The organism is Ferruginibacter sp., assembly GCF_014377975.1.
Classification (GTDB): domain Bacteria; phylum Bacteroidota; class Bacteroidia; order Chitinophagales; family Chitinophagaceae; genus Ferruginibacter.
Genome location: NZ_JACMOO010000270.1, coordinates 1 through 18,399, shown reverse-complemented (window position 1 = coordinate 18,399; position 18,399 = coordinate 1). Strand labels below are relative to the sequence as shown.

General features: G+C 37.4%; 20 protein-coding genes. 11 read left to right on the top strand and 9 right to left on the bottom strand.

Features of this window, described 5'->3' with window-relative positions:
- The 3 genes from H7254_RS14200 to H7254_RS14190 all read left to right on the top strand — a co-directional run.
- Positions 1–417, top strand: a 417-nt coding sequence (locus H7254_RS14200) for an SDR family NAD(P)-dependent oxidoreductase (protein WP_301933590.1), incomplete at its 5' end; no start/stop codon positions are given.
- Between the two features lie 156 nt (positions 418–573).
- Positions 574–1,896, top strand: coding sequence for an MFS transporter (locus tag H7254_RS14195; protein ID WP_301933589.1), 1,323 nt, complete (start codon positions 574–576; stop codon positions 1,894–1,896).
- A gap of 10 nt (positions 1,897–1,906) precedes the next feature.
- Positions 1,907–2,695 (top strand): PIG-L deacetylase family protein, encoded by a 789-nt coding sequence (locus H7254_RS14190; protein WP_301933588.1) that lies wholly within the window; start codon positions 1,907–1,909, stop codon positions 2,693–2,695.
- Between the two features lie 176 nt (positions 2,696–2,871).
- Here the strand turns inward: H7254_RS14190 and H7254_RS14185 are convergent, their stop codons facing one another.
- Together H7254_RS14185 and H7254_RS14180 are read right to left on the bottom strand one after the other, a co-directional pair.
- The gene (locus H7254_RS14185; RefSeq protein ID WP_301923173.1) at positions 2,872–3,234 is read right to left on the bottom strand and encodes an RNA-binding protein; all 363 of its coding nucleotides are present in this window, start codon (positions 3,232–3,234) and stop codon (positions 2,872–2,874) included.
- A gap of 218 nt (positions 3,235–3,452) precedes the next feature.
- Complete coding sequence (locus H7254_RS14180) at positions 3,453–3,707, bottom strand: acyl-CoA-binding protein (RefSeq protein ID WP_301933587.1); 255 nt, start codon at positions 3,705–3,707, stop codon at positions 3,453–3,455.
- 157 nt (positions 3,708–3,864) lie between these two features.
- Between H7254_RS14180 and msrA the strand changes: the two genes are divergently transcribed.
- Positions 3,865–4,512, top strand: coding sequence for a peptide-methionine (S)-S-oxide reductase MsrA (gene msrA, locus H7254_RS14175; protein WP_301933586.1), 648 nt, complete (start codon positions 3,865–3,867; stop codon positions 4,510–4,512).
- Between the two features lie 4 nt (positions 4,513–4,516).
- Here msrA and H7254_RS14170 read toward each other — a convergent pair whose 3' ends face one another.
- Entirely contained in the window at positions 4,517–4,996 is a 480-nt protein-coding gene (locus tag H7254_RS14170) for a hypothetical protein (protein WP_301933585.1), read from the bottom strand.
- 201 nt (positions 4,997–5,197) lie between these two features.
- Between H7254_RS14170 and H7254_RS14165 the strand changes: the two genes are divergently transcribed.
- From H7254_RS14165 to H7254_RS14135, 7 genes are all read left to right on the top strand, one after another.
- Complete coding sequence (locus H7254_RS14165; protein ID WP_301933584.1) at positions 5,198–5,761, top strand: hypothetical protein; 564 nt, start codon at positions 5,198–5,200, stop codon at positions 5,759–5,761.
- Between the two features lie 240 nt (positions 5,762–6,001).
- Positions 6,002–6,574, top strand: a complete 573-nt coding sequence (locus H7254_RS14160; RefSeq protein ID WP_301933583.1) for an RNA polymerase sigma factor — start codon at positions 6,002–6,004, stop codon at positions 6,572–6,574.
- Positions 6,562–7,035, top strand: coding sequence for a hypothetical protein (locus tag H7254_RS14155; protein WP_301933582.1), 474 nt, complete (start codon positions 6,562–6,564; stop codon positions 7,033–7,035). Before H7254_RS14160 ends, H7254_RS14155 begins: the two co-directional genes overlap by 13 nt.
- A gap of 96 nt (positions 7,036–7,131) precedes the next feature.
- Positions 7,132–7,836, top strand: a complete 705-nt coding sequence (locus H7254_RS14150) for an outer membrane beta-barrel protein (protein ID WP_301933581.1) — start codon at positions 7,132–7,134, stop codon at positions 7,834–7,836.
- A 118-nt stretch (positions 7,837–7,954) separates the two neighbouring features.
- On the top strand, positions 7,955–9,184 hold the full coding sequence (locus H7254_RS14145) for a beta-propeller fold lactonase family protein (RefSeq protein ID WP_301933580.1): 1,230 nt from the start codon (positions 7,955–7,957) through the stop codon (positions 9,182–9,184).
- A 91-nt stretch (positions 9,185–9,275) separates the two neighbouring features.
- Entirely contained in the window at positions 9,276–9,998 is a 723-nt protein-coding gene (locus H7254_RS14140) for a spheroidene monooxygenase (RefSeq protein WP_301933579.1), read from the top strand.
- A gap of 94 nt (positions 9,999–10,092) precedes the next feature.
- On the top strand, positions 10,093–11,040 hold the full coding sequence (locus tag H7254_RS14135; RefSeq protein WP_301933578.1) for an arginase: 948 nt from the start codon (positions 10,093–10,095) through the stop codon (positions 11,038–11,040).
- A gap of 308 nt (positions 11,041–11,348) precedes the next feature.
- On the opposite strand, the gene H7254_RS21525 is transcribed toward H7254_RS14135, so the two are convergent.
- The 6 genes from H7254_RS21525 to H7254_RS14110 form a co-directional block, all read right to left on the bottom strand.
- Positions 11,349–11,630 (bottom strand): hypothetical protein, encoded by a 282-nt coding sequence (locus tag H7254_RS21525; RefSeq protein WP_367875447.1) that lies wholly within the window; start codon positions 11,628–11,630, stop codon positions 11,349–11,351.
- Between the two features lie 119 nt (positions 11,631–11,749).
- On the bottom strand, positions 11,750–13,237 hold the full coding sequence (locus H7254_RS14130; protein WP_301933577.1) for an ATP-binding protein: 1,488 nt from the start codon (positions 13,235–13,237) through the stop codon (positions 11,750–11,752).
- 11 nt (positions 13,238–13,248) lie between these two features.
- Positions 13,249–14,028, bottom strand: coding sequence for a ParA family protein (locus H7254_RS14125; protein ID WP_301933576.1), 780 nt, complete (start codon positions 14,026–14,028; stop codon positions 13,249–13,251).
- A 33-nt stretch (positions 14,029–14,061) separates the two neighbouring features.
- The gene (locus H7254_RS14120; RefSeq protein ID WP_301933575.1) at positions 14,062–16,107 is read right to left on the bottom strand and encodes a DUF4157 domain-containing protein; all 2,046 of its coding nucleotides are present in this window, start codon (positions 16,105–16,107) and stop codon (positions 14,062–14,064) included.
- Between the two features lie 5 nt (positions 16,108–16,112).
- Positions 16,113–17,111, bottom strand: a complete 999-nt coding sequence (locus H7254_RS14115; RefSeq protein ID WP_301933574.1) for a WD40 repeat domain-containing protein — start codon at positions 17,109–17,111, stop codon at positions 16,113–16,115.
- A 33-nt stretch (positions 17,112–17,144) separates the two neighbouring features.
- The coding region (locus H7254_RS14110; RefSeq protein ID WP_301933573.1) for a hypothetical protein at positions 17,145–18,399 on the bottom strand (1,255 nt) is incomplete at its 5' end.

The following is an 18,399-nucleotide window of genomic DNA, read 5'->3' as shown; positions in this document are numbered from 1 at the left end:
GGGCTTTTCGGCCTGCCTTATCAAAGCATGTACTGCGCTTCAAAATATGCCGTTGAAGGATACTCGCAAAGTTTACGGATGGAACTGCGCAATACAGGTATTAAAGTGGTGGTGATTAACCCAGGGGACTTTAAAACAGGTTTTACGGAAAGCCGGGAAAAGACAGTCTTCAGCATTAACAACACACAGTTGGAATCTGAGTACAAAGCTGCCGTAGCCAGTATGGAAAAAGATGAAAGCATAGGACAAAGCCCAGATGTACTGGCAAATAAATTATGCAAAATTATTGAGACGTCTAATCCATCTCACCGTTATCTTATTGGCGCATTCGGACAAACAATTGCACCTACACTGAAACGTATATTACCAGGATCATTGTTTGAAAAATTAATGAATGATCATTACGGGATAAAGTAATTATTTGAAATGGTATAATTGAAAATTGAAATGTTTTTAACTGGTAATTTTCTACAATCTGTTGATGAGATTACCGAAATATACTTTTGCAAAAAAAGTTGACAGCTGCCACCCGGAAGTATTATCAGTTATCAATTAAAAAATCATCCGTTAAATATGTTTCCGGCAAAGAATAACAAGAAAACAATTTGGGCATGGGCCATGTTTGACTGGGCCAACCAATCGTATAATATGGTAATTACCTCTACCATTTTTCCAGCTTACTATGTTGCCATTACGGCTAATAAACAACAGGGAGATATGGTGAGTTTTTTTGGACATGAGTATGTTAATACCGTATTGTCCAATTATATTCTGGGACTCTCCTATCTAATCATTGTAGTGATGCTGCCAATATTAACTTCTATTGCAGACTACAAGGGACATAAAAAATTATACCTGCAGGTATTTACGTGGATGGGTAGCTTAGCTTGCGCAGGATTATTTTTTTTTACCATGAAAACTTTTGAATTCAGCATGATTTGTTTTGGTATTGCCTCCATTGGTTATTGCGGGGGCTTTGTGTTTTATAATTCTTATCTGCCACAAATTGCTACCATCGATCAGCAGGATGCTGTAAGCGCCAAAGGATTTATTTATGGCTTTGCAGGAAGTATTGTAGTACAGATTATCTGTTTCATTTTTGTATTATCTCCTGCAACATTTGGCATAACTGACGATACTTTACCGGCACGAATATCATTTTTAATTGTTGCCATCTGGTGGCTTAGTTTTTCACTCATTCCGTTTTACCTGTTGCCGAAAGGTATGCCCAATGCTGGTTCTCACAACTATAATGTATTTACCGGTGGCTTTAAGGAACTGGCAAAAGTGTGGCACAACGTAAAGCATCTGCCTCTATTAAAACGTTTTTTGCCGGCATTCTTTTTTTATTCTACAGGCGTACAGACCATTTTGCTGGTGGCGGCAAATTTTGGCGCCAAAGAATTAAAAATGCCGGAAGAAAGTTTAATCAGTATCATTTTAATTATACAATTGGTGGCCATTATCGGTGCATATTTTACTGCAAAACTTTCTGCCAGGTATGGTAATGTAAAGGTTTTAGCTGCAATAGTATTTATTTGGGCGTTGATATGTGCCGGGCTTTATTTTGTTATAAATACCAATCAATTTTATGTAGCTGCAGTGTTGGTGGGCATTGTTATGGGTGGTGTACAATCTTTATCAAGATCAACTTATTCAAAATATATTCCGCAAAATATTCCTGATACTGCCTCGTACTTTAGCTTTTATGATGTTACCGAAAAATTATCCATCGTTGTGGGATTATTTACATTTGGTTTTGTAGAGTCCTTCACACACGAAATGCGTGATTCTGCATTGGTACTGGATATTTTTTTTATTATTGCTTTATTATTGCTGGTATCATTATCGGTTGTTGAAACAGGCTTTAAATCTGCAAAAGCTATCATCGCTTAAAATGTATGCAATGAAAAAAAATAACTCCGCAAGACGCAATTTTATCAAACTATCCGTAATGGGAATTGGTGGCATTACCATGGCCCCGGTTGTCGCAGCGATGCCGAATTGCGGTACCAGAAATACAATTATCAACGATAAGAAATTGCATATTGTTTGTGTAGGTGCCCATCCCGGTGACCCCGAATTTGGTTGCGGTGGAACCATGGCTAAATACAGTGATGCCGGACATAGGGTAACATTTTTATACCTTACCAGGGGTGAAGCCAGCTATCCACATAAAACGTATGCAGAGATGGCGGCCCTCAGAACAATGGAAGCGGCGATTTCTTGTAAAGTATTAAATGCTACTGCTATGTATGCAGGCCAGGTAGATGGAAATACGGTATTGGACAAAAACAAGAATGAAGAAATGACGAAAATGATTGTTGGATTGCAACCAGACATTGTATTTACACAATGGCCGGTAGATGCACATCCGGATCACCAGGTGACCGGTTTGTTGCCCTTAACCGCATGGGTAAGATCAGAACGAAAGTTTCATCTTTATTTTTATGAAGTAAATACCGGCAGTGAAACCATGGCATTTACTCCCACAGATTATGTAGATATTAGCGCAGTGAGGGAGCGTAAAAAGGAAGCCATGTTTGCCCACAAAACCCAAAACCCCGTAGAAACATACAATGACTATTTTAAACCCCTGGAAGAATTCCGGGGATTAGAAGCAGGTGTAAAAGCAGCCGAAGCTTTTATTCATTTTAAAGCAAAAGCCGAACGGGCAAATATTATTGGTATGTGATGAGGTTCATGCTGCTCACAAAAAAATTACTATAGATTATCGTGAAGTTCGGTAGTTTCAGCTGGTTGTACTTTAATAGTTGATAACAGTTATTTCAGAACTAATGAAGTAACCTGTAAACGCAAAAAGAGCGCTCATTGCTGAACGCTCTTTTAAATGATATACTGGTTAAAATTTTACCACCTGTTACCACCACCACCGCCACTGCTGCGGTTGCTAGAATATCCACCACCTCCGCCACTGCTGCGATTGTTGCCATATCCACCACGACTTCCGCCGCCGCCACCGGTTCTTTCTTCTCTTTCTTTGGCTACAGAAACAGACATTGCTCTTCCTTCAACTTCTTTGTTGTTAAGGCCTAACATAGCATCTTTTCCTTCATCGTCGTTAGACATTTCAACGAAACCGAAACCACGTGAGCGGCCGCTTTCTCTGTCCATAATTACTTTGGCTGAAGTTACTGTACCAAATTGTGCAAAAAGTTCGTTCAATTCAACATCTGTTGTGTTGAAGCTTAAGTTTGAAACGTAAATGTTCATTTTCTTAAAAATTAAAATAAATAAAATAAAATACCTGTGACGGTAACTGATATTAAAGACAAAAGTTTTTAAGAAGAATAACTAATACGTTGGAGAAGTAAAAAATTGAATCTAACTAAAACATTATGCTCATAGAGCTATTATCACATAGCAAATATAGACGTATTCCGTTACTAACAAGGTTTTATTTTTTTATGTAGTAATGTGTATAAACTTTATCACTTTAACTTGGCTATTAGGGCTATATATTCCTGCATGGCTGTGTCTTTTGATTTGCCTTTTAATTCCTGCCAGGCTCCATATTTTGCCTTCGTTATAAAATCAAATTGGTTCGATGGTGGCTCTGCTTCTATATCTCCCTGGGTTGATTGTTTGAATAAGGCGTATAATTGCAACAATACATCATTAGCTGGTTTTTCCGTTAAAGTTTTACTGTTAATAACTGCCTGATCAAATAATTTACCTAATTCCATAAAATATTTTTTTCAGAAATATACCACAAAATCCGTTGCAACAAAAGTTCAGAATATGTGTTGAATAATAGATTATATAAAAATACTTTTTGGTAATTTTAACAACATAATAAAAACCGGTTAGTTTTTTACAACGTTATTTATACAAACAATTAATATGAAAATATTCTTAACACTACTTATTGCAGGAACAACACTTTTTTCCTGTGCACAGTCACAAAAAAAAACAATTATAATTCCAGTGGCTGAAAAGCGTGCAGCCAGTGCCAATGAGGCGGTGGCTTCTTTTGCAGAAGGTTGCTTCTGGCATGCTGAAATTGTTTTTCAAAGTCTGGTGGGTGTACGGGATGCGATAAGTGGATATGCAGGCGGTACCACAACAAATCCCGATTATGAAAGGGTTGCCAGCGGTCAAACAGGCCACGCCGAAACCGTTCAGGTGCATTATGATCCAACGAAGGTTAGTTATGAAACATTGGTAAAAGCATTCTTTGCCAGCCAGGATCCTACAACTATGAACCGCCAGGGTAATGATGCCGGTACTGAATACCGCTCCATTGCTTTTTATAATAATGAAAAAGAAAAGCAGGTAATTGAAGCCGCCATAAAAAAATTAACGGACGCTAAAGTGTACAGCAATAAAATTGTAACACAGGTTGTTCCCTTAACTAAATTTTATCCTGCAGAAGATTACCACCAGGAGTATATTAGTCATAACCCCGATAACCCTTATGTAGCTAATGTATCTATACCAGACTTTTTACATTTTAAAGCAAGTTTTAAAGAAGGAAATTTTAAGCCGTAATATATCAGGCAGTTTCAAGTTTATTGAGATCTTTCAAATAATCGTATTGCAAATCTTCATGTAAAGTGGCTATTATTTTAGCCGCTTTTTTTATTTGAAAGTGATACAGGTTGTTTAGCACAGTACTGTTTTTTACCGGGATAGAGGAGTGTTTTAGGATTTGGCAAAAATGAAGCAGCAATTCTACTTCTGCTTGTTTTGATGCTGTGTACCGTATGTGCTTAGCCGTATTTCTTAAAATTTTACGGAGGCTTTTTTTTACAAAATACAAATTGCTTGTGTTGATTGCCGCAAATTCTTTTTCCATTTCATTTTTTACATTCCCAATATAGGCTTGTTCATCATTCGCTTCAAACAACAGGTAATTCAACAATTCTTTATTATCTTTTTTATATTTAGCCAGCCTTAAACAAAGCTCCAGCAACTTAGCCGGGGCAATATTGTTTAACTCTTGTTTTATATCGCTGATGCTTGCTGCTTTCATGGGGCTAAATTAATTAACTTCTTTTTACGAACCGCATGGTTATAAGCTGCAGTTATTTTTAATTTTTTCAGGATCATTGAAATTGCTTTTTAAACCACCAACCCTTTTTTATCCACAACTGTTCATTACTATTTATCCGAAAAATATACAGTATCATCTTGTCAATTCGTTTGCCTGTTATTATTCAACCTAATTGATTCTATGAAAAAAATTTTACTTATCATCCTTTGTTTATTCAACTTTGTTATTGCGGGCGCACAGTTTTATAAAGCGCTGGTCCCTTCTCCTGCATTTAACGATTCTCTTACCAAAGTTGTAATTGATTTTAGAAACAATTTTAAAAAGATACAGGGAAAGGAATTGATTCCGCAGGCTGGTATGGAAGTGTTTCAATCAAAGATTGGTTTACCCGGAGCATTGCACTGCACCATTTATCGTTTTCATTCAAAAATAGATACCACTGCAAGCTGGCAAGCGATTATGTATGATGGTGAGGATTACGAAGAAGCAAAAAAGATTTATATAAATACTTTCCGACTGGTAAATAAAAGTAGAATCAGATGGATTGACAGGAGCATTGCTGCATTCAATGGTGAAATGGAAAAGCCTGATGGAAATATAACCTTTTCAACCAGCATGCTTCAATTGAATGTGAGCGACCCCAGGTACAAAAATTTTTTTGCTGAAATTGAAATGACAAGTGGTTACAATGGCTGGGAGGTACATTTAAATCTGCATTCAAAAAAAGATGATACGGATGAATGAACCGTGTTATAATGATTTTATAAAAAATGCCTCGTTCTTTTACGGGGCATTTTGCATCCATCACCTCAGCTTCATTAAAAAAATAGTTTAATAAATTGCAACCATTTGTTTAAAGCCCACGTATTCTGTACTATAAGGGTTAACAATTTAGCAAATCAAAGATATTTTTGCTAAATTTAAACAGCTGTATTAATTTGACTGGAGCCCCAATTAACTTTTAAAATAACCGACTCGAATTTTTTGAATAAAATAATCGACATAGTAAATGGTTGCAAAAACAATGATAATAAGTATCAAAAGATATTGTATGAAAATTATCGTGCATTCGCATTAAAAATTGTTTTCCGGTATATCTACACTTACGAAGAAGCGCTCGAAATTACAAACGATGGTTTTGTTAAATTCTTTCTACATATAGATAAATTCAGGTGTGAAAACGAAGCTGAAATGGATAAATTTTTAACCGGTTGGATCAAGCGAATAATGATCAATACTGCCATTGATCTTTTAAGAAAGAAAATGTTGTTACCTGAAATTGGAGGAATTGCAGAAGATGTTTGGGAGATAAAAGACAAAACTGCATCAGCCGAACAAATGATTATTTATAAAGATCTGATATTGGTGATAAAGAAGTTGCCACCATCCTACCGCATTGTTTTTAATATGCATGTAATAGATGGATATACTCACATTGAGATTGCAGAGATTTTAAAAATTCCGGTGGGCACATCAAAATCAAATTTATTAAGAGCCCGTACCTTGTTACAAACATATTTAAACCAAAAAGAATCACTGGTTGCATGCAGTATTTAGAAAACGATATGGACGATTTGTTTCAGCGGGCAGCAGAAAACTACCCTCTGAAAACAGGCGAAGGAGATTGGGAAACTATTACTGACAGACTTACGCCAACGCCGGAAAAAATCAGCCAGGTAAGATTATTCAAAAATAGAGTTACTAACGAATTACTTGTACTGGTATTGCTTTTTTCGTCATTAACCATAGGGAAATCTGCCCTACAATCACCAAAATCCGGACCATCATCTTCAATCGGGAACGTTCTAACAACCCACAGTTCAATACATAATTACCCGTTTAAACAAAAGGATATTAGCATTAGCTGGAATACAATTAATCATGATAAAAGGCCAATTACTGAATCGTTAAAGGTAACAGCCGGCAGGCGACAAAAGCCGGATCAAAAACGTTTTTACTTAATCAGCAGTAATAAGAAATCAAGCAAGATATTTAAACAAAATGATCAGCTACAATAATCTGTAAATGAAAATGATCGTACTCCGCTGTTGTTATTTACACCGCTAACTGAGCTATACAATGTTGATTACGTAGTGGTACCTAAATACGTGAATATGTATGCTAAAAATGAAAGCTTTCAGCGGCTGAATGAATCCTTAAAAAAAATTGGAACCGCTTATAAATCAATCATACAAGAAACAGGTCATAGAGAATTGTTGAAACGGAAGGTATTTTATATTGGTGTTGCCGCAGGTTCCGATTTTAGCAAAGTGCACTCAATGGCATTCAATAATTCAGGTTTTAATGCCGGACTGATAGCCGGAATAAAGTTTGCAGGCAGAACATCTTTTGAAACCGGAATTCTATGGAACAGAAAAAATTACAACAGTGCTGGCAATGAATTTAAAATGGACAAGATTGGTTCAACAATGCCGGCTGGTATGGTGATCAATAGCCTTGAAGGTAAAAGTTCACTGATTGAAATTCCCCTTAAAATTAAGTATGATTTTTTTAACAGGGCAAATACTACATGGTTTGCAGCAGCGGGAATTTCGGCATATATTATGACTACCGAAAGCAACCGGTATCATGTAACTATGAATGGCAATACAGAAATGATGACAGGCGTTTACCGGAATTATAATTATGGTTTACCTGCAGTAGCAAGCATCAGTGCTGGCTATCAAAAAAATCTTTCAAAGTTTATAAACGTACGGATAGAACCCTTTCTGAAAATTCCCTTAACGGGAATGGGAGTAGGTAATTTGCCCATTACCAGCGCAGGATTGCAGGTGGGTATTACCAGGATTTTAAAATAAAACTTCATTTACAGTTAAAACAAAAAACGCTTTAAAAAGAGTACATGTATTACTATGCCATCAACAAAACCAGGCTTCACAAAAAACAAAATTATTCACCATCCATAAAATACAAACAATGAAAAAGATGAGCTTTTTTAAAATTTCCGTTGCGGCAGCAATACTGGTTTCTTTTACGGCCTGTAAAAAAAATGACGACCAGACAACAACCAACGTAAATAATCCCAAGACCGGAATGGAAGAAATGATATCAGAAAAGGGCGCCAATCCCGATGAAGCATCCATTACACAAACGGTAACCCTTGCTAATACAGGCAACCGGGAAAGAGGCGATGATGATGGCCATTATCTTTATACAGAAAGCAACATCCTCGGTACCAATAGTATTATTGGCTATAAAATAAAAAAGGATGGGGCATTACAATGGCAGGAGCAGGTATTATCCGGAGGATCTGGAACTGGAAAATCTTTAGGCTCGCAGGGTGCGTTGGTAATTGACAAAGAACACGAATGGCTGTATGCTGTAAACGCAGGATGTAATAGTGTGTCTTCCTTTAAAATAGGTGATAAAGGGAAATTAACACTTGGCCATTCAGCAGATGTAGATGGTAAAACACCTGTTAGTGTTACTGTTCATAAAGATTTATTGTATGTGCTCAACAGGGCAACGGATAATATCCAGGGTTTTAAAATAGGAAGTGGCGGAATGATGACTCCCATTGGAGGAAGTATACAACCCCTTAGTTCAACAGGTGTGGATGCACCGCAAATTTCCTTTACACCAAATGGCGATTGGATAATTGTTACAGAAAAAGCTACTAATATAATAGGTACTTTTAAAGTAAAGAATGATGGCTCAGTTAATGCCGGAACTTTTACAGCATCTGTAGGAAAAACACCCTTTGGCTTTGATTTTTCTAGAAATTATATGATTGTTTCCAATGCCGCAGGAGGAATGGCCGGTGCAGGTTCATCAACATCTTATACTCCTTATAATGGTAAACCTACGGCTATCAATGGAGCGGTTGCAAGTGAACAGGCTGCTCCTTGCTGGGTAGCAACCACTAAATATGGCCGGTTTGCTTATGTTACCAACACTGCAAGCAATAATATTTCTTCCTACTATGTGTCGCCATGGGGAGGCCTGTATCTGGTGCATGGAGAAGCTGCAAAAACCGACAATGGCCCGGTTGATATTGTGGTAAGTGCAAACAACTACGACGTGTATGAATTAAACGGCAAATCAAATACCATTGGCTGGTATCAAAGAAAACCTTTTGGCGAACTTATTTTAAAAGGTACTGCCACCAACCTTCCTTTGTCTACAGTAGGATTAGCTACCTATTAATTAAGAGCTGGATATAATTAAAAAACGGGAGCAGCGGTTTACTGCTCCCATTTTTTTCAACTTTGTTTAAATAATCTTGTTATGTTGCAGTATGCTCGTAACACTAACCATTATCCGCTATCCAAAAAAATATATTCCCTTTGCGGTTTTAGCTATGGCTCTGCACCGGCTCCCCTTCTGGTTAAATAAAAACATCTCTTTTTATAAATTATTGGGCTGTGGCAAAAACGGCACTTTCGATAAAAACCCTGACTGGCAGCAATGGGGAATTTTAGCAGTTAAACGTAACGAAACAGCGAATAATAATTTTGAGCAGGCAACCATCATTGACAGTTTGTATGGGTCTTTTATCTATAAATGGTTTCAATTTTTTAATTGCGAAACCTGGACCATTTTACTGGAACCAATGGAAGGCCATGGTAAATGGGATAACAAGGAACCCTTTGGACAACTAAATAAACAATCAACTTACAATGGTATTATTGCAACCCTTACCCGGGCAACTATCCGTATAAATAAACTAAAAGCCTTTTGGCAAAGCGTTGCTTCAGCAGCCAATGAAATGGCGGGCGCCAAAGGTTTTATAACCTCTGTTGGCATCGGCGAGATGCCCTATATCAAACAAGCTACATTCAGCATCTGGCAAAGCAGGGAGGATATGAAAGCATTCGCCTACCAGATGCACCAGCATACGGCCATCATACAAAAAACAAGAAAGGAACGCTGGTACAGCGAGGATATGTTTGTGCGGTTTAAACCATTAAAAACATTTGGAACCATCAAAGGAATGGATCCTTTGGCAGGAAAGGTATAAATTTGTTGTTCATATAACCGCCAGGGTGTTTACCACCTTGTAACCAAAACATACGATTGCCTTTTAACTGTGTGGCTGCGGAAATAAATTTTTTATGAAAAACATTAAAATAATTGAAGTACCGAGTGAAATAGGTGCCGGCACCCGTGGGGCCAGCCTGGGTGTGGATGCTATTAAAATAGCAGCACTGGATTTTATGAGTAACTTTTTTGTCCACTTTCCTTCGGAAAAAATACAGGAAGAAAATAACCTGTTATTCGAACCCATACAATCGCCTTATGCCAAAAGAATACATGGCGTATTAAATATTTATGAAAGATTAAGTAAGGCGGTTTGTGATTCGATCAATGGTCATTTTTTTCCGGTTATTTTAAGTGGTGATCATAGTAGCTCTGGTGGTACGATCACCGGTATTAAAATGGCCAAACCTAAAAGTAAATTAGGTGTTATCTGGATAGACGCTCATTCGGATATGCATACTCCTTACACTACACCTACTGGCAATATGCATGGAATGCCGCTGGCAATTGCCATAGGAGAAGACAATGAAGAATGCAAAATGCACACGCTGGATGAAAAAACTAAAAAGCTGTGGGAGCAGCTAAAAAACCTTGGCGGAATTTTTCCAAAAGTATTGCCGGAAGATATTGTATTCATCTCCCTCCGTGATTTTGAAAAAGAAGAAAAAGCATTGATAGAAAAGTATACCATGAAGGTAATTACAACCGGTGAAGTACGGAGAAATGGCGCAGAGAGTGTAAGCCGTAAAGTACTCAGATATCTTTCTGACTGCACGGATATCTATGTAAGCTTTGATGTCGACAGTCTTGATTCTTCCATCTCCCGTGGCACAGGAACGCCTGTGAGTAATGGATTAAAGGAAAGAGAAGCTGAAGACCTTATCAGTAAATTTATGCAAAACCGAAAAATTTGTTGCTTTGAAATTACCGAAGTAAACCCCACGCTGGACAAAGAAAACCTGATGGCTGAAATTGCTTTTAATATTTTACAACGTAGCGTGAATGTGTTGATGATGAACTAGGAAAGTTGTAGGTTTTAAGAAGTAGTTTGTAAGATGAAGCATCATGTGAGCACAATTTTACCGGACTTGCGTCTTAGGCTTTTTGCTGTAAGCAGGCACCCTGAAATTTAATATTGTATTTTCACAACTCGGTACGGATGCGTGAAAACTTTAATTTCATCTATATTAAAAAAGAGAAGCTTACAATTGTCTTTATTTGTCATCGAACGTTAAATTATAAATGTGGTCGGGATTTATACCAGGACATGCCTTACTTTCTTTCTAATATACTTTTCTGCTGTTTTGCCGAAGTAAAATCTTCAACTATATCATCTAAATATTTTTCGACAAATACGTCCTTCGATATTTGGCTTGAAAATATAATTCCAATATCCATAAAATATACTCTTGCTGATTCTCATGTTCTGCAATTCCACTTCAGCCCTGTTGATTTTTGTTTTATATTTTACACTATCAATTTTCGGATTCACTTTTAATCTGATTTTTGTGGGGCTAGTTCCTATTAAGTCTACAAATACTAAAATATTAATTAAGGGAGTTGGATTCCGATTGGGATAGAATTTAGCCAAACAGCACACGCTTAATTTCATTTTATTTATTCGTACCTGACAAATAATGCAGGATTAAATGACTATTGGAGGTTTGAGATATTTTCTTTATCCTGTCACACCATGACTTTTTAATGATAGCAGGATTAAAAACCACCAGTTTATTGCATAAATGGCTTTCCTTCTTTTAAAAGCTCTTTTTTTATACCATCCATTACATCAGATAAATAAATAGTCATCTGCGGAACAGCATTTGCTTCATCCTCTAAATCAAAAATCTGGTCTGCGATACCCTGCTCATTTACAAATGGTTTGCCTGCATGTAAACCTACGGCCATTGCCTTATCCTGTTGAAATTTTTCAATCGCTTTTATACTTGCGTAATGAACAACGTTTACAATACTACCTCCGGTAAGCTGGTATTTTTTAACCTGTTCTGCCACATCTACCTCCTCCCTTCTATGGTCGGGATTGGCTTCTTCATTGTTTCCAACGGGTACATATTTTTTAAGAAATCTTACTTTTTTAGGAAACGATAATTTCCAGATAGCTGCACGCTGATCTGCATCCGGCAATGAAAATTTCAGCATTGAATTAAATCTTCTTATAAATGCATCATCAATATTATTTTTCATGTTTGTAGCCAGTATCACCATGCCGTTGTAATCTTCTATCCGCTGCAAAAGATAAGAAACCTCCTGATTGGCATATTTATCATGCGCATCTTTTACATTGGTTCTTTTACCAAATAAGGCATCAGCTTCGTCAAAAAATAAAATCCAGCCTTTATCTTCTGCCCTTGCAAAAAGCAGTTCCAGATTTTTTTCCGTCTCACCAATGTATTTTGAAACCACCATCGATAAATCAATCTTATAAACTTCTTTGTTAACCTGATTGCCCAACAAACCTGCTGTAAATGTTTTACCTGTGCCGGAGGGACCATAAAATAAGGTACGGTAACCTTTTTTTAACCGATCACCCATCCCCCAGTCATTTACAAGTTGATCATTAAAGCTAAGCCAGTTTTCAAGCTCCCCTATTTGTTCTTTTAAATCATTACTGATCACCAGATCTTTCCAGGTTAGTTTTGTAGTAATACGCCTTGCAGGAAAACTCATGCTAAAATGTGGGGTGGCATGTTTTCCATTGGTGAGCATTTCAATATAATCCTGCGACATAATGAGACGGCCATGCAATGATGGTTCGCCTTCGGGCAATGTTTCGAGCCACAAAACTTTTTTATCAGCAAAAAGATGATCTGCCTGAAACAAAGATTGTACATCACTGCGTTTTTGTGGATTGTCGCCGGAGATGATAAAGAATGCAGTTTCACCGGTTGGTAAAAATCCACGAAAATTTTTACCCTTTGTTCCACCTATTTTAGGAAAATTATGATCTCCTAATATACCCGCTGACGCATCATCAAATAAATGTGGATATACATAAGGCGCCAATGCAATTAGCAATAATACGGAAGCGTTTTTATCAACATTATTTTGATTGATAAAAGATGATAAATTTTTATTCCATTTACCAACGGGTGGCATAGCAGGCCCGGCCATTTTATAAGTTTCGTTGATGCTTTTATTTAACCGGTGTTGAATTAAATCAAACAGGTAGTTAAATTCAGTTGAGTATGGGCTTACCATAATTTAAATTTTTATTCGATTTTAGAAAGAAATTCTTTCGAGAGTTGCAAATAATCGATTGCACCATTGGCATGTTTGTCAAAGCTAAAAATATCTACTCCGGCTTCCTGGGCTTTCGCTAACTGAATATTGGTGCGGATATGTGTTTGAAATACCTTGCTTCCAAATTCTTCTTCCAGCTGGCGGCACACATCCCGGTTCATTTTTTTGTGGTCATCAAATTTTGTAAGAATAAAACCGAGGATGTCAATTTGTAGACCAAGTTTCTTTTTTATTTTTTCCACGTTGCTAAAATGATACATAAAACTTCTTACACCTTTAAGGGGCAGAAACTCCGCCTGCAGGGGCATTAAAACGTAGCGGCTGGCTACCAGTGCATTTACGGTAAGCATGCCAATAGCGGGCGGACAATCTATAAAAATAAAATCATATTGCGCTTCAAGTGGTTTCAGTATCCAGCTTAGGAGCTGCTCCCTGCCATACACACTTACCAGTTCAAGCTCAGCGCCGGCGAGTTCAATAGAAGAAGGAATTAAATGAAGGCCTCCCGCTAATTTTATAATTACGGATTGTCCTTCTGTATTTTTTCCTTCCATCTCTTTTTTAAATTCTGTAAAAAGATTGGGTTCTGTTTTATCACTTACACCCAAAGCCTGCGTAAGATTGGCCTGCGGATCAGCATCCACCAGTAAAATTTTTTTACCTTGTATTTGTAATGCAGCGGCAAGGTTGATAACGGTAGTGGTTTTACCAGAACCCCCTTTTTGTATGGCGAAAGAAATGATGGGCATAGAAATGAGATTAATAATTTTTCATAATGCAACTTAAAATTTTCCTTTACCAGATTTGTCGGGCAACCCTTTATCTATATTTTCTCCCCACCATTTTTGTGCTTTAGCTATTGTTCCATGTTTTGTTTCTGCGTCGTATACAGCCTGCAATGCTGTTAGTTTCTTCTGATATTTAGCTACTAAAGCGTCAAGCTCCGCCCGCTGTTTAATAAGTACTTTTTTTGCTTCTGCCAGGGCAGCTGCCTCAGTACAGGCTTCAACATTTTTTATTGAAAAGCCGGCGGGTTTGGTTTTAAGCTCCTGCGTAAGTTGTTCTGCCAATTGATTCGTAAGATCAAAATGCCGTTGTTCGTGTTGCAACAGGGTATTGCTACTATCGTTCAAAACTGTATTGATCATCTCTTGCTTAAAGGTAGTATCGCAATCATTTAAGTCGGTTACCTTTGCTGTTACACCATTTTGATTGTGAATACTAAAACTTATAGAAGATTTGCTGCTTTTTACACAAGGCTCAACAAGATCAACACATTCTCCTGCACTTGTGGCTTTTGCGCCACTAAGCGTATATTCGATATTTTTATTTTTTTTAAAAGCTGCCTTGCATTTAGCTGCATTGGCCTTGCAACCGGCAGTAATATCCCGAATGTTCGCACTGATAGAAGCATTGCATGCTGAAATATCTGAACCTGCTTTTGCTTCTCTTGCTTTTAAATCGGTTGTCCAGGCTTTTGCCCAGGAGTTTTCCTGCCACATAAATGATTTTACTAAAAGGGATGCCGGACTACTTTCAATATTTACCATAAAAGCTTTGTATTTATCAGGGTGGAGTTCGGCATGTTTATCATTAGCCATGCCTTTTTCACAATCTGTATTTTTTGAACCAACATGTGCCGTACTGCCACTTGCGGCTGCAGTCAAGGGTTTAAAAGGATAAGTTGATGAATCAAAATCAGTAATCCCGCTGCTGGTTTCTGCATCAAAGCTTGCTTTCTTTGGAACCTTTCCCATAAAATCGCCCCAGGTTAAAGAACGATGATCAATCTTCTTTCTTTGCACTTCATCTGCCGGCTGGCCTGCGCCCTGCTGCACTACATGCGTTAATTCATGCGCCAATAAAAATTTTCCCTGGGCACTGTTTGGATCAAATTTTCCTTCGTTAAAATAAATGTCACGACCATGCGTAAAGGCCTGTGCCTGCAATTCCTGGTTCATATTTACTGCTTCACTGTCGTTGTGTATGCGCACATTGCTAAAATCTGCACCAAATGAGTTGTTCATTTCGTGCATTGTTTTTGCAGGCAGCTTGTTTCCTTTACCCGCCGTATTTTTTAAATTTGTTGCAACCTGCGGCGATGCTGAATTAGCAGATGAATCCTGCTTGGTTTGTACGGCTGATGTTTTCCTTTTTTCTTCTTCCATCTTATGATCCTCTTTCTTCTGCACTTTCTCTTTTTCATGTTCATGATCCATCTTTTGTACCATGGGCTTCTCTTCCTCCTTCATATTGCTTTTTTTCTTCTGCAATTTTTCTTTTTCATGATCAGCTCCCATTTTTTGTACAGTTTCATGCTCTTTTTTCTTTTCAGGTAATTCCATTTTCTGCACAGGAAGCATGCCTTCTTCTTTTTTCTTTTCGGGCAATTCCATCTTTTGCACCGTATGCTTTTCTTCTTCTTTTTTTGGTGCATCCATTCTCTGAATGGATTTGTCTTTTTCCTTTTCAGGCGAAGTGCTGCGTTGAACGGGTCCTTTCAATTTATCTTCTTTATCTCGCTCCATCCGCCTGTCGTTGGTTCCAAGTTTTTCATCTTCTAAAGAAGTAGCCAGCCGCTGTATGCTGCTAATTTCTTTTTGCTGCACAACTGGTTTTGCTGTTTTATTATTTACAACGGCTTTGGCAACATTGTCTGCTTCGTGCTCATACTTATCGCCCGGCTCGTTTACAGATAACTTTGCCTGGAAGAAATTATTCTTTTGCTGCTTTTCGCTCGCCTGTTTTTTTTTAGAAAAAAAAGGCTTGTCTTTTCCTTCGCCGGTTTGGGCGTTGCGGTGGTTGTATAAACGGGAGAGGTATGACATAGATTTTATTTTAATAAATTATTTTTTCCTGTTTCAATTATTCTTACATTACCATCTTCGCCAGCAGAAAAAAAAGTTTTAAGATCATTTGAAAAGGCTACCTGACTGACCCTGCCTTCATGAAGCTTTTCTGAAAAAACAAATCCGCCATCGTCAAGTTGTTGTAATGAAACGAAGCCAGCTAAAGAACCGCTTAATATGAGTCTTTTTTTGGGATGAAGACATAAAGAAGAATATCCTCCAAATCTTTCATTAAATATTTCAGGTAGTATTCTTTTCTTGCTTTCCAATTCCCATAGATAATTTGCATATGGAATTTTAGAGGAAATGGCGAGAACAGTTTCATTACAGCCAAGACTCATGAAATATCCCTGGATTGGTGCCGGGAATATTTCTTTTATGATTATTCCAGAACTAATTTCAATTTGCTGAATTTGTGCTTTATTATGACCACCAATCAGAACCGATTTACCATCATCAAAAATTTCAACAGTTGCCGGTTCATTTACGTAGCTTAGTGTCTCTGTTTCTATTTTCCATTCAACAGGCAATTTTTGAATTTTCAAATTTTCTGTTTGTGCTTCGGCCAGATACCCTTTCAATTTCCAGATGTTTTTTCCTGAATCTATGTCTATTACCTCAACATATTTTCCAGAAACAATCATCATAGGTGATGCCTTGGAAGAGATAATTCTGGTAATTTTACTATTATCTGTTTTGAACTCATGTTTTTTATCAGAGGAAATATCATAAATAAATAATTTGGTATTATCCGAATAAACGAGATGCTTCCCTTGGTAACCAAAACTTAGAGCCCAAATATTTTGGTATGCGTTTTCTTCAATTATTTTGATTGCTTTTTTCTCAAAAGGGTTCCAAAGTGAAAGGTTTGGTTTATTTTTAGAATCGCCCATCTGACCTACAGCCAGCATATTAAGCCCTGAATTATAAGCAAGACTTAAAATAGGAGATCCATTTGGCAGAGATAAATTATTTGCTTTCATTGATTTTTTAAATCCTTTTAGGTTTATCTACTTTTATAAAATCGGCTTTCCGTGCTCAGTCAGAAACGGATTACTACCAATTGCCTTTGCATCTTTTGGTACATTCAATTTTTCTGATTCAAAATTTCTTCCAACCCATAAGAAATATTTAGTTTTGGGTTTTGCCAGATTAAACTGCTTAGTTACAACCCTAAGATTACTATCATTTAAGACATGATCTTTTCTTAAGTCATCTTTTGCATTATTATCTCCTCCGTTCCAACTTATCGCCAAATCCGGCTCATGGTCTACATGATACTCTACTGCATCAGGATTGTAATTATGAATATCAGCTTCGCGTTCAACCCTACCTTCAGGCTTTAATGTTTGCCACTGAATATCTTTTGCGGGGTCCATGCTTTTCATTACTTTGTAAATTTCTGCTTTGATTCCCGGAAGATCGGCCTTCTTTTTATTCTCGCTTTTTGTTGCCCAACCATGACTTTCGTATAATTTTGGTCTGATAGAATCACTTCCAGGCGACCAACTCGAAGGAAAAAAACGTTTGTCAGGCGTAATTTTGGATACTTCTGCTTCCGTTGTTAGTTGCCAAGCCTTTTCTGTTATTAATTTTGAAAGTGCGGCTGTATTAAATTTCATTTCTCTTCCTTCACGAACATTTGTAGCGTTGGTATAATCCTTGGCCACTGATGATATTTTTATGAATACCCCTTCTTTAGATTTATAATAGCTTCCGATTTTTATGTCTGAAGATCCCTGTTTCTTTGGTATTGATTTTTTACTTGTTTTCTGTATGTATTCAAAATCCCAATTCTCCCCCCCATCCATCACGGAAATAGACTGAATAACCGCCGGATGATCCTTCTTAACATCCGCCGCAATCTTATCTGCATCTGTTTTCGTTACTTCACCATCTGCAATTTTTTCTTTTCCTTCTTTATCTATTTCCTGTAGTGCGGATTCAATATTGTCTTTCTTGCCATCGCCCTTCTTATCCGCATCCGTTAAAATAGCTTTGTACTTTACCGGTTTCGGATTATTGATTCCTTTTGCAGTTGATGATACTACCCATTTATCATTATCTAACTTTATATCAAATGTTATTCCACCAACTGCTTTTTGTATGTCATTCAATTTGGATCTCAGGTCTGCTTTTGAAACAGGATCTTTAATTTTTGTTAACTGGCTGCCAGCGGCCTTAAATATATTGCCTGCTTCGGCTGCAGCTTTAGGATCTGGTTTTGCCTTAGCTGGTTTTCCAGGCGCATCTTTTTTGCCCGGAGCGGCT

Coding starts and splice junctions, on each gene's coding strand:
- H7254_RS14195 (WP_301933589.1), top strand. CDS start 574: ATGTTTCCGGCAAAGAATAACAAGAAAACAATTTGGGCATGGGCCATG.
- H7254_RS14190 (WP_301933588.1), top strand. CDS start 1,907: ATGAAAAAAAATAACTCCGCAAGACGCAATTTTATCAAACTATCCGTA.
- H7254_RS14185 (WP_301923173.1), bottom strand. CDS start 3,234: ATGAACATTTACGTTTCAAACTTAAGCTTCAACACAACAGATGTTGAA.
- H7254_RS14180 (WP_301933587.1), bottom strand. CDS start 3,707: ATGGAATTAGGTAAATTATTTGATCAGGCAGTTATTAACAGTAAAACT.
- msrA (WP_301933586.1), top strand. CDS start 3,865: ATGAAAATATTCTTAACACTACTTATTGCAGGAACAACACTTTTTTCC.
- H7254_RS14170 (WP_301933585.1), bottom strand. CDS start 4,996: ATGAAAGCAGCAAGCATCAGCGATATAAAACAAGAGTTAAACAATATT.
- H7254_RS14165 (WP_301933584.1), top strand. CDS start 5,198: ATGAAAAAAATTTTACTTATCATCCTTTGTTTATTCAACTTTGTTATT.
- H7254_RS14155 (WP_301933582.1), top strand. CDS start 6,562: ATGCAGTATTTAGAAAACGATATGGACGATTTGTTTCAGCGGGCAGCA.
- H7254_RS14150 (WP_301933581.1), top strand. CDS start 7,132: ATGTATGCTAAAAATGAAAGCTTTCAGCGGCTGAATGAATCCTTAAAA.
- H7254_RS14145 (WP_301933580.1), top strand. CDS start 7,955: ATGAAAAAGATGAGCTTTTTTAAAATTTCCGTTGCGGCAGCAATACTG.
- H7254_RS14140 (WP_301933579.1), top strand. CDS start 9,276: ATGCTCGTAACACTAACCATTATCCGCTATCCAAAAAAATATATTCCC.
- H7254_RS14135 (WP_301933578.1), top strand. CDS start 10,093: ATGAAAAACATTAAAATAATTGAAGTACCGAGTGAAATAGGTGCCGGC.
- H7254_RS21525 (WP_367875447.1), bottom strand. CDS start 11,630: ATGAAATTAAGCGTGTGCTGTTTGGCTAAATTCTATCCCAATCGGAAT.
- H7254_RS14130 (WP_301933577.1), bottom strand. CDS start 13,237: ATGGTAAGCCCATACTCAACTGAATTTAACTACCTGTTTGATTTAATT.
- H7254_RS14125 (WP_301933576.1), bottom strand. CDS start 14,028: ATGCCCATCATTTCTTTCGCCATACAAAAAGGGGGTTCTGGTAAAACC.
- H7254_RS14120 (WP_301933575.1), bottom strand. CDS start 16,107: ATGTCATACCTCTCCCGTTTATACAACCACCGCAACGCCCAAACCGGC.
- H7254_RS14115 (WP_301933574.1), bottom strand. CDS start 17,111: ATGAAAGCAAATAATTTATCTCTGCCAAATGGATCTCCTATTTTAAGT.